The sequence below is a fragment of the Microcoleus sp. S13_C3 genome, from assembly GCF_036700905.1.
In the GTDB taxonomy this organism is placed as follows: domain Bacteria; phylum Cyanobacteriota; class Cyanobacteriia; order Cyanobacteriales; family Microcoleaceae; genus Microcoleus.
This window is the reverse complement of record NZ_JAUBPT010000163.1, coordinates 6,930-17,762: the sequence shown is the minus strand read 5'-3', so window position 1 is coordinate 17,762 and position 10,833 is coordinate 6,930. Positions and strand designations below refer to the sequence as shown.

Here is a 10,833-nt window from a genome sequence, read left to right as displayed (position 1 = left end):
TTACAACAGGCTCTGCAATTGATTCTGCAATTTCCCCTACAACAGGCTCGACAGTTAACTTGGCTGCTGCAACTTCCTCTACAACAGGCTCTGCAATTGATTTTGCAATTTCCCCTACAACAGGCTCGACAGTTAACTTGGCTGCTGCAACTTCCCCTACAACAGGCTCGACAGTTAACTTAACTTCCTCTGGATATAAAAAATCCCACTGATTAATGTGGGGATTCCAGAATTTCAGACTTCCATTGATGGGGTGCACCTGGTCAATTCGGAAAACTTCGCCGCGTTTAACCCATGCTGCGACTGCTGGTTTTCTTCGCAGCTTTACGTAATCACCGGCTTTGTATGTGCTTCCGGTGGTGGCGTTCGTGTCAAACAGTGGCAGTTGACTGCTGTTCATATTGTCATGCTACTGATTGCAGCTTCCTGGACGTAGCATTCAAATTTAGTGTTTGTCATAGTTACAGCGGTTTTGAGTTTTTTTTATGTGTAGCCTTAGTTTAAGGAAGAAGGAAGAAGGAAGAAGGAAGAAGGAATAAGGTGCCGGTCTCTCCCGGCTGTCACGATTTCCTTAAGCGGCGTTGGCGTTGCCCATCGATTTCCGGCTTATAACTTAAGGAATTTCTGCGTTCATTAGCAGCAGCGCTCTGTCTGCGTCATGCCTGTGTTAAGTGGCATTCCCGATCACCTGTCAGCCGGTGATGGCATCCCGACATTATTACGGTTTATGGGCATGCTCTCCGCCCCCAGTCGCACCACTTAAAGGCAGGTGTCGCCAGTTTTTAATTCATTAATGAAAGCTGCCGTTGCCCCATCCGGCGGCTAATAGTTCAGAGAGAACCCGATGGTGCGGGGTGACTTGAAATTGCTGAGAGAATGTGTGGTAGGCAAGTTTAGACTTCTACACCTTGGCTTGCCTGGTGTTGTTTACCACGATAGTTATTGTAAGTCACAAGTTTGACCTAAGTCAAGTTTATGACTTACAATATAACTGTTGTTCTTTGATATGCCTGTGAAACATAGAGTCCCTGAAGTTTTGAATGATAAGTGTCGGCATTTTTTTGAAGCTAGGTGGCCTAATGAGTCACCTTTAGAGATTAATGCTTATAAGTTGAGAGTTTTAACTCATTTAGGGCAAGGTACTTGTCTTAAGTTAATGAGTGATGAATTTTATGTCCCTAACGAAAGAGTTATGGATTGCCTTTGTGAAGTTTTTCAGTTGCAGCCTGGTGATTTTTTATATCACGAGCCTTCTTCCTCGCCTTCAACTGAGAAACCGTTGTTTGCTAATTCTGTTTAATTATAGGTCATAGTCTTGACATAGGTCACAAGTATGACTTATAATAGATTTAGTTTAGTTTCAGATACCCCTGTAACTCTCTCTGGGCTTGTGTTAGAAGGCTCAAGCCCTTTCCCTCAAACTATGTACACCTACACTGCCGTACAGCTTCAAGCAAAAATCTTTGGTGAACTCAAGTCGATCGCCCGTGAACTCGATGTTGTCCCGTCGGGCGATCGTCGGTGCCGCCAAGCTTGGATTGATGTGATTGTCGGCGTCGAGCTTCCGCTTCTGCTGCTGATTGAAACTTTCCCCGGTGTCGAAACTGATTCAGTCCAGGAGGCGATCGCACCAGCGGCCAAAACTTCCCCCGGTGTCGAAGTCGAGCTAGTTCAGGAGCCGATTACACTGGCGGCCGAAACTTCCCCCGGTGTCGAACCTCAATTTCAGGAGGCGATCGCACAAACTGAAAATTCTTCTAGCATCCCGAAGCGTTCGATTGAGTCCCTTAATCTCGCTGAATTTCGCGAGTTAACCTTTCTCGAACTCTTAGAACTGTGTCGGGATACCGATAAGTCTTTAGCGGAGAAGTCTTTGGGACAGCTTCAGAATTTGAGATTGAAGACATCGAGGTTTTTGGCTCTGAAGGATGAACTTTCTTTCTACGGTAACAAGAGACATCGATCTTCTTGGATTAAGGAGATTCGCCGTGAGCTTACTCTTTTGATTCAAATTCAATCAATGATGAGAGCTCCTAGGGGATTCGGACGGGTGGAGGAATCCTTGTGGGATAGACCTATTGATGATTTTGATGCGCTTTTGCTTCGGTTTTCCCTTGAAACGGATATCTCTGCGCTGATTGAAACTTCCCCCGGTGTCGAAGTCGAGCCAGTCCAGGAGCCGATCGTACCAGTGGCCGAAACTTTCCCCGGTGTCACTTTTTCTGATAGATTTTTGGCTCGCTACTTTCCTCCACACCCTGAAATTCATTATCAGGCTGATGCCGACGGGCAACTGAATTTGCTTGATTTCGAGATAGTCGCCACTGATGAACCGCCAGACCCTGACGATTTTGACTCCCTTGATGACTTTTTTGAGGCGATGGCTGCTTGGGATGCTGAGAATCTTGAGCCTGTGGAAGTTTCCCTAGATTCTATGGTTTACTGGGCACCTTGTCCTTCTGACTGGTATGAACCGCCTGATACAGGGATTTTTGTACGGTTGCCTGGTCCTAAGCCTCCCAAGTTTCCCCCGCAGGTGATCGAGCAAACTGATGATATTGCTTCTGTCAGCAGTAGTCATTCAGGGCGATCGCCTCCAGGAGGTGATGCTGTATTTTGATTTTCTCTTCCATCTAGCTTGCTATCTTGCTCCTTTGCGCGATCGCTTTTTGAAGGATAAAGGGCGATCGCTTCTTCCGTACCAACTACCAATTATTGCAATGATTAACGTTAAAATTTCTGTTCCGGTTTACAAGCGTGATGAATGGGGTCAGTTTGACCGTAAATCCAATGTTGAAATTGCTGCTGATGCAGAAACTTTTTCTGAAGCTTATTCTTTTTTAAGAGTCCAAGTCGATGAATTGTTGCAACAGTCAGGTGCAGAGAATACTCTCTTACTTAATCTTTCTGGTTTGGAGAAACAAATTTCTAACAAAGAGCGTACTCTTCAGCATCTCAACAAGAAAATAGAAATTGCTACAAACCAATTGCAGCGACTTCAGATTTTCCTTCAGCGACTGGGTATTGACCCTGATTCATATTCTTTGTTTATTGCTGATAAACTTATAGATTCTGGTGTTGCTGTGGAGGCTGAAGTTGACCCTATCCCTTTTGATTCTGCTGAGTATGACGATGACGATGATTCGAGGGAGTTTTAGAGTTATGGAATGTTCAAACATTTACACATTTAGACATTCAGAACTTCCCCCGCTTGACGATGCTATAAAACAGCAGATGGCAGAGATTGACCTTTTGATATCGAACTTTATTTCGAGCAATCCAGGGCATTACCGCGCACTTTCAGCATTCGCTCAAACTCTTTATACTCAGGCAGGTCTTTGTGAAATCAAATTAGAATCTATTCGTATCATTGCTGACTGCGATGTTACTGGGGATGAAACTGATTCAGAGAGAGTAATCAGTTTAAATAATTTGCCTCAACCAGACAAATCTGCTATAGCATTTGAAGCACTAAAAGCAAGGACTGCTATTCTATTTCTAGCCAATGCGCGTGGGTGGAGCGAGGAAGAGGTATTAGCAGAAGTCCTAGTCGTGACTGACACGATTTTTTCAGAGACATCTGTCCAGCAGGAAGCTGAAATAGTTCACCAAATTTCCCAAAATTTAAAAGAATACAGGGAGAGATAAGCAACATTATGGAAATTACTGCCGATTTTAACGATATTTTCTGGGAACCCCCAGAAACAGAATTTCAACCGCTCCTAGACTTTGAATCTGAAATTTCTCAGGAAGTACCGCATAATGATATTGCTCTACTCACCCAGAGAATTAAGCGTAGTTTCTTAGATTACGTGCGTCAAGGAATCATGCTCGACGTTGTTTGTCGTTATCGCTTATATAAACGGCAGTACCAGGATTTTGCCGAATATTGCAAACTTGCTTTAGGTCGATCCCATTTCTACTGCAAAAAGATTATCCAAGCTGCTCAAGTTTGCCTGCGACTTATCAAAGCTAACTTCAAAATTCTTCCCACATCGGTATCTCAAGCTTTGCCACTACTTAAATTTGTAAAAGTTGACAAGTATGGTGATTCCCAGCTTGGGGACAAATGGCAGACCGTTATTGATGGTTTTCCTCCTGAGAACATAACAGTGGCTAAAATTCAAGAAACTTTAGATGAGAATCCAGAGGACAGAGCCAAGCAAGTTCGTATTAAGGGGAAAGCTTACAAGCTTTTGCAAGAAAAAGCTGCTGCTGCTGGAATGTCGGTATCAGAGTATCTTGAGTATTTGATTGGTGGTGAATTGGTTCCTGAAGATAATTTATCTAATGATGAACAGGAAGAATTTTCTAGTGCGCGATCGGATGAACAGACTGTTGATGTTGAATATACGTCAGACCAACAAGCAATTTTGGCAGATTTGGATGTTGTTTTTAAATCGCCTGATGATGGCTGCCTAACTCAGCGGCCGAAACCTCCCTTTAAAAGGGGGAGTCGCGGATTGAGTCCAAATCGTCCGTCGGTCAATCAATTTGTAACTTAGGGCTTTAAAAAGGAAACAAGCTGTAGTGGCTTTTTTATCTTCATAAGCTCGGTTACTTGTTGATTGACTGCAATCTTCCCCTGCAATTTATAGCTTTAAGAGTGAATTAGGCTTCTGGCCTTTGGGTGATTCATAAGCTTTGCTATGGGGATTTGGAAATTATCACCTGTAAAAATTGAATGCAAATTATCGGACTTGATATCAGCAAGGCCTCAGTTTCTGCTTGCCTTTTGCTAGAGAAACCAACTGAACCTCGACAATTTTATTATGATTATGATTTTCACAAGTTTGATGCTACAGCCTTTGGAATTGCTGGACTGTTAGCATTGATTGGTGGCGATACGGACAATACGATCGCAGTGATGGAGCCCACCGGGGTTAATTATTCTCGTCTCTGGGGAACTCAGCTTGTGCGGGCCGGTGTGGAAGTGCGGCTAGTCGGTCACAAGGAATTGAGGAGTTTTCGCGAGCACCATCTGGGACTGCCTGATAAAGATGATGATGCCGATGCGCTTGCTCTGGCGATTTATGGTTGGGATTTTCTTGAAGTTCCCCGGCGGTTTGTTCAGGTCCGATCGCAAACGATTGTCGAAATTCGTCGGCTCGTCCTTCGGCTTGCCCATTTGAATCGTGTGCAGTCACCCATCATTAATCGTGCCCGTCAAGATTTGGCTTGGCAGTTTCCAGAAGTTGCGCTTGTGCGATCGGTGCGACTGGGTGAAAAGGTGCCGCTACTTTGGGGGTGGTTGTGTGGTCAGCGAGATTCTGTTAAGTACGATTTGATGTTGCAAAAGTCGATCGGACTTGGAATCACTGACGAACTGCGCCGCCATGCTGCCCGTATCTGTGATATCCAGCAAGAAGAGATGGTGCTTGAGTTTCAACTTTCCAAGCTTGTGTCAGAGTCTCAGTTTTTGCCGTATCGCAAAGTTTTTGCCCGGTTTGGATTCGGTCGCAGAGTTGAAGCCCTTTTATTGTCGCAAATATACCCGTTTGAAAATTATTTGCTCGACGGCAAACCAGATGTGAAGATTCGTAAAGGGCGTAAGTCTGGCAAACCTACTAAGCGGCATTTGTCTCTTCGCCGATTTATGAAGGCTTTGGGCTATGCTCCGTCTCAAGAGTCTAGCGGTGATTTGCAAAAGTCTAAAGTTAGCGGCGGCTCTGACATTTGTCGAACTGCCTTGTGGCAGTGGATTTTTACTAGGATTGAACCAGCCCGTACTCGGCTTGCTAATGATATTGGCGATCGACTCGGTGCAATTATGGATGAGGAAAAGTTGAGCGGTCGGCCGGTGCGGTTAGTGCGATCGCGTGTCGCGGCCAAAGCAGTCAAGTTGCTTTTTAAAGAACTTGTCTCTGAGCTTGTCCAATCTAAAATCTAAAATCTAAAATCTAAAATCTAATTTTAGGTTGCGGCGCTATCTCTTACACGAGATTTCACAGGGTGTTACCCCTCCGCTGGTGCTGCCCCAGTTCGCGCCTTTTTCAAGGATATCTTTTTTCCAGCGGGATTTTTCCGATTTTCGTTAGTAAGCTTTGTCGCAGTGCAGAGTTTCTCTCCGAAAATCGGAAAAATAGCCGCCACCCGTCCGGTAGGACACCCAAGTATATCTTGGTAGTGCTTAATCTTTCTCTGGCTGTGGGAATAATAGTCGTTACTATTGTTAGAGTGAAGGTAAACCAGTGAGAGGCTTACTCGCAACTGGCCTCCAATCTAAAAACTGTCCCCTCCTTTCGGAAATCGGTTTCTGAAGAGGTGTAGTTTAAATCAAGAGAAGCTTATGAATCAACGGGGCTAAAAAAAATGAATATTGATAACGCAATGAATACTAACAAGTCAACTTCTAATTTTTTCGGCAATGTGGGAAAAGTCGCGATCGCCCTGACTCTTCTGGCTGCCGGCATGGCATTTACAAATCCTGGGAGAGATCAATACCTAACTTATGCTTCCGGCGTACTCCAAAACGAGTTGGAAAGCACTGTGTGCAAAGATTCTCGCGTGCCGAAAGCTTTGGGCGGCATTACAGATACTTTGATCGGCAGTTGCAAGAATTTGCTGACTTCGCAGCGGGGCACGATCGAAAGCTTGCTCGACAATACAACCCAGCGTCAGAATTTAGGCGTTGTCAGCATTTATACAACTGAACTGGGCAAAAAAAGCTATCAAACGGTTGGAGCTTTTGGTAATTTTGTGACGCTGCCACCTAGTTCAGAAAATGCTCAAAAGTAGAGTCAAATTAAGTTCAATTGTCGAAACCGGGTTTTGTAGAAAGCCCGGTTTTTGCTTATTAGGTAATTCTCTCTCAGTAAATCTCAATAAATTCGGAGAGCGGTAGCACATATTTTTAATCTGGCCCGCTATTAGAGGCAAAATATTAAGTTTTCTTAAAGAAGAAAAGTTATTGTCCCACTTAATATTAACATTAACGCTATAAAGTTTGATGTTTAACAAATAAGCAGATGGCAATGCAATTAAGTAAGGGTGAGAGATTTAATATATCTAAAGAAGCGCCCGGTATAAAAAAAATGGCGATCGCCCTCGGTTGGCAGGTGACAGAGGCAGGACAAAGCTACGAGATTGATGTCTCTGCCTTTATGCTAGGTGCTGACGGCAAAATCCCTAACGATAAATATTTGATATTTTACAATAATCTGCAATCCGGTGACAGTTCGGTACTGCAAGTGATTCGAGATAAAAACAACAGAAGTCAAGAGAATAAAACGATTTACGGCGTTATCTTAAAAAGAGTTAATCCTGAAATTGAGGAAATAACTTTTGTTGTCACTATTCACGAAGCCGAAAAAAATAATGCAAATTTTACCCATATAAAAAATGCTTTTATCAAAATTTACAATTTGGATACAGAAAAGGAACTTGTTCGTTATGAATTAAAAGAAAATTTTTCGCGAGAGAGTGCTGTAGAATTTGGTCGCTTGTATAGAAAGAATGGAGAGTGGAGATTTCAAGCGGTAGGAGCAGGATATCAGGCAGGATTGCAGAGTTTTGTTGATAAGTATTGCAGCTAAAATAATAATAAAATTGCTCCCATTACTCACGAGTTGGCAACGGGAACAGCAGATGACTGGCAGTTTTGGGCTGGGGAGTTGGAGGTGGAGTCAGAACCGGAAGCGGAACAGTCTCGTCTGGAGCATTTGGTAACTTTGTTAACTTGCTACCTAGTTTTGAAAATGCTCCAAACCCATGTCAAATTAAGTTCAATTGTAGAAATCGGTTTTGACAGCAAGCCCGGTTTTCACTTAGGTAATTCTCTCTAAGTAAATTTCAATAAATTCAGATACAGACACCAGATATTTTTAATCAAGCCTGCGATTAGAGAAACTCTGTTAAATTTCATTAATTAAAGAACTTCTTGTGCCACTTAACCTTAAGATGAGTAGTATAAATTTTTATATTTAACAAATAAGCAGATGGGGATGCAATTAAGTAAGGGTGAGAGATTTAATATCTCTAAAGAAGCGCCCGGTTTAAAAAAAATGGCGATCGCCCTCGGTTGGCAGGCGACAGAGGCAGGACAAAGCTACGAGATAGATGTCTCTGCTTTTATGCTAGGTGCTGACGGCAAAATACCTAACGATAAATATTTGATATTTTACAATAATCTGCAATCCTGTGACGGTTCGGTACTGCAATCAATTCCTGACAAAAACAACAGAGGTCAAAAGAATAAAACTATTTACGGCGTTATTTTAGATAAAATTCATCCTGAAATTGAGGAAATAACTTTTGCGGTCACTATTCACGAAGCAGATAAAATCAAGGCAAATTTTAGCAATATCAAAAATGCTTTTATCAAAATTACCAATTTGGAAACGGGAAGCGAACTGGTTCGGTATGAATTAAAAGAGAACTTTTCGCGAGAGACTGCTGTAGAGTTTGGTCGTTTGTATAGAAAGAATGGAGAGTGGAGATTTCAGGCAGTAGGAGAAGGATATCAAGCAGGATTGCAGAGTTTGGTTGACAAGTATAAAAGCGGAAACAGCAATAATATTGCTCCCATTAGTAGGGAGTTGGCAGCGGTCACAGCAGCAGATGATTTGCAGTTGCCGGCTTGGGATTTGGAGGTGGATTCAGAACCGGAAGCGGAACAGTATCGTCAGACTCGAAGGGTACAGCCATCACGAATTAACAATCAAGTTAATAATAATTCGCGAAGTCGAAAAATACCCGCAGCTTTATTAGCAGGTTTAGGGGTTTTGGTGTTGGGAACAAGTGTAGGGACGATCGCCTTTATGCGATCGGCAAATGAAACGCTGACGCAAGCGAAAATACTGGCAGTGGAAACGCAGAATGCAGGGAAAGCCACCGATGTAAATCTGCTCAGAAGTTTGGATAAACGACTTAAAGAAACGATCGCCAATTTAGAGAAAATTCCTAACTTCCCCGGCTTTGGATATCAACAAGCTAGAGCTGATTTGCTTAAACTGCGCCCGAGTTTGGTTCCTGTACAGCAAAACTTACAGGCGGCAGAAAGTCTAGCAACGGCTCAAAAATTGGCGATGGAAGCTGCTGTGGTTGTGCAAAAACCGCCTCATCCGATCGAAGTTTGGCAGCAGTCGCAAAGTAAATGGCAACAGGCGATCGCACTCTTAGAAGCGATAGATTCACGTACACCGATTTATAATATAGCTCAAAATAAGTTATCTAATTACCGAGCCAATCACGCTGTGATCAGTCAAAGAGTTGCGCTCGCTCAAAAAGCTGCACATTTTAGCAATCAAGGTTCTTTAAAAGTTCAAAAGGGAGATGTTGCGGGGGCGATCGCCAATTTTACTCAGGCTTTAGCGCTGAATCCGAACATACCTCAAGCTTACCTCGGATTGGGAATTGCTACTGGCCAACAGGGAAACAAGCAGCAGGCAATTTACAATTACGATCGAGCGCTGCAATTTAATCCTAACTTGGCAGAAGCTTATTTCGGTCGCGGTCAAGCATACTATGAATTGGGAAACAAGCAAAAGGCGATCGGCGATTACGAACAAGCTATTCGCGTTAATCCTAATTATGGTTTGGCTTATTTGGAACGAGGTGCTATTCGCTGTATGTTGGGAACAAAATCGCCAGCAGTAGCGGACTTTCAACAAGCGGGAGAACTTTTCTTAAAGCAGGGAGACGGAAATAATTACAAATTAGCACAAAGCTTTATTAATGATTGTCAAGAACCGAGTGCAGAGGCTGCAATCTGCGATTATCGAAGGAAAATAGACTCCTTTGGTCGGCCCTGCGGTCGATCTGTTAATGTTCCGATTATAATTAGAAGAAAATCCGCGACTGCTACCTCAAGCTCTGAGTCTACTGCTGTTAAAAGTAGTAGCAGCGTTGAAAAAATCTCGCCTGCAAATTCTGATAGCAGCAGTACAAGAACTCGCAGCAGGAGAAGAAGTAAAAGGTAAACCCCAGTCACATTAGTCAATATAGCAACCGTCAAGACGGTTAGGACGTTGTTAATGGCTGAAACAATTGATTTTATTGCTTCTTCCTTCTTCCTTCTTCCTTCTTCCTGACATCCGTTACATCCGTTACATCCGTTACATCCGTTACAGAATCCGTTGCCGAACTTCCTTCTTCCTTCTTCCTTCTGCTATAGATGACAAAATCTCCTGGTAAGCATCGATGGTTTGCTGGGCGATCGCCTCCCAGTTATAATACTTTTCGGCATACTTTTTGCCGTTCAATCCCCGCCGTTGGCGCTCCTGTGGATTCAGAAGTGCTGATTTAATTGAATTGGCGATCGCCCCTACTTCCAAAGGCCCCACCCAACCAGCTTCTGCTTGCTGTATGTCTTCCGCAATATGTATGCGATCGGAAATCGCGACAGGTACACCGGCGGCCATCGCTTCTGCTACAGCAATGCCAAAGTTTTCGTAATAAGAAGGCAATACAAATAAGTCTGCTTTTGTCAACAGTTCAACTTTTAAATCACCGCTCACAAAGCCAGTTATTGTTGTGTATTTTGCTAAGCTTGAATTCTGAATTTTTACTTTAATTTGTGTTTCATAATCAGCATCTTGGGGATTTGAACCAGCTAAAATAAAGTGAAAGTCTATGCCAGATGCCAAAATACTTTCTAATGCTGGAATTAACAAATCAAGCCCTTTTTTAGGTTCAATTCGCGACATAAATAAGATGATTGGCACTTCAGATTCCCGCAATCTCTTAGAAAACAAACCTGCTGTCACCCCCAATGGAATCACCAAATCCCGTGGCACAGGCATCTTGCCTGTGGAGTCCAAATCCCGTGGCACAGGCATCTTGCCTGTGGAGTCCAAATCCCGTGGCACAGGCATCTTGCCTGTGGAGTCCAAA

At 43.3% G+C, this 10,833-nt stretch carries 11 protein-coding genes and 1 pseudogene; 10 read left to right on the top strand and 2 right to left on the bottom strand.

The window, feature by feature from the left end:
- Positions 1-400, bottom strand: a pseudogene (locus QUA16_RS30205) (hypothetical protein); the annotation flags it as partial.
- A gap of 606 nt (positions 401-1,006) precedes the next feature.
- Here QUA16_RS30205 and QUA16_RS37060 point away from each other — a divergent pair.
- The 10 genes from QUA16_RS37060 (at position 1,007) to QUA16_RS30160 (ending at position 9,920) form a co-directional block, all read left to right on the top strand.
- A complete protein-coding gene (locus QUA16_RS37060) occupies positions 1,007-1,300 on the top strand; it encodes a helix-turn-helix domain-containing protein (protein ID WP_445251269.1) in 294 nt (97 codons plus the stop codon).
- Positions 1,301-1,423: 123 nt separating this feature from the next.
- Complete coding sequence (locus QUA16_RS30200; RefSeq protein WP_333181580.1) at positions 1,424-2,620, top strand: hypothetical protein; 1,197 nt, start codon at positions 1,424-1,426, stop codon at positions 2,618-2,620.
- Entirely contained in the window at positions 2,553-3,158 is a 606-nt protein-coding gene (locus QUA16_RS30195) for a hypothetical protein (protein ID WP_333107994.1), read from the top strand. Before QUA16_RS30200 ends, QUA16_RS30195 begins: the two co-directional genes overlap by 68 nt.
- Before the next feature lie 4 nt (positions 3,159-3,162).
- The gene (locus tag QUA16_RS30190) at positions 3,163-3,648 is read left to right on the top strand and encodes a hypothetical protein (RefSeq protein ID WP_333107993.1); all 486 of its coding nucleotides are present in this window, start codon (positions 3,163-3,165) and stop codon (positions 3,646-3,648) included.
- Positions 3,649-3,656: 8 nt separating this feature from the next.
- Positions 3,657-4,505, top strand: coding sequence for a hypothetical protein (locus QUA16_RS30185; protein WP_333107992.1), 849 nt, complete (start codon positions 3,657-3,659; stop codon positions 4,503-4,505).
- A 179-nt stretch (positions 4,506-4,684) separates the two neighbouring features.
- Complete coding sequence (locus tag QUA16_RS30180) at positions 4,685-5,890, top strand: IS110 family transposase (RefSeq protein ID WP_333107990.1); 1,206 nt, start codon at positions 4,685-4,687, stop codon at positions 5,888-5,890.
- A gap of 422 nt (positions 5,891-6,312) precedes the next feature.
- Positions 6,313-6,738: a DUF4359 domain-containing protein gene (locus QUA16_RS30175; RefSeq protein ID WP_333107989.1), complete on the top strand. Its 426-nt coding sequence runs from the start codon at positions 6,313-6,315 to the stop codon at positions 6,736-6,738.
- 230 nt (positions 6,739-6,968) lie between these two features.
- Positions 6,969-7,535 (top strand): TerD family protein, encoded by a 567-nt coding sequence (locus tag QUA16_RS30170; protein WP_333107988.1) that lies wholly within the window; start codon positions 6,969-6,971, stop codon positions 7,533-7,535.
- A gap of 33 nt (positions 7,536-7,568) precedes the next feature.
- Positions 7,569-7,784, top strand: coding sequence for a hypothetical protein (locus QUA16_RS30165; protein WP_333107986.1), 216 nt, complete (start codon positions 7,569-7,571; stop codon positions 7,782-7,784).
- A 153-nt stretch (positions 7,785-7,937) separates the two neighbouring features.
- Positions 7,938-9,920 carry a TerD family protein gene (locus tag QUA16_RS30160; protein WP_333181579.1) on the top strand — a complete coding sequence of 661 codons (1,983 nt, stop codon included), beginning with the start codon at positions 7,938-7,940 and terminating at the stop codon, positions 9,918-9,920.
- A 144-nt stretch (positions 9,921-10,064) separates the two neighbouring features.
- On the opposite strand, the gene QUA16_RS30155 is transcribed toward QUA16_RS30160, so the two are convergent.
- A partial coding sequence (locus tag QUA16_RS30155) for a glycosyltransferase (RefSeq protein WP_333181577.1) occupies positions 10,065-10,833 on the bottom strand: 769 nt, incomplete at its 5' end.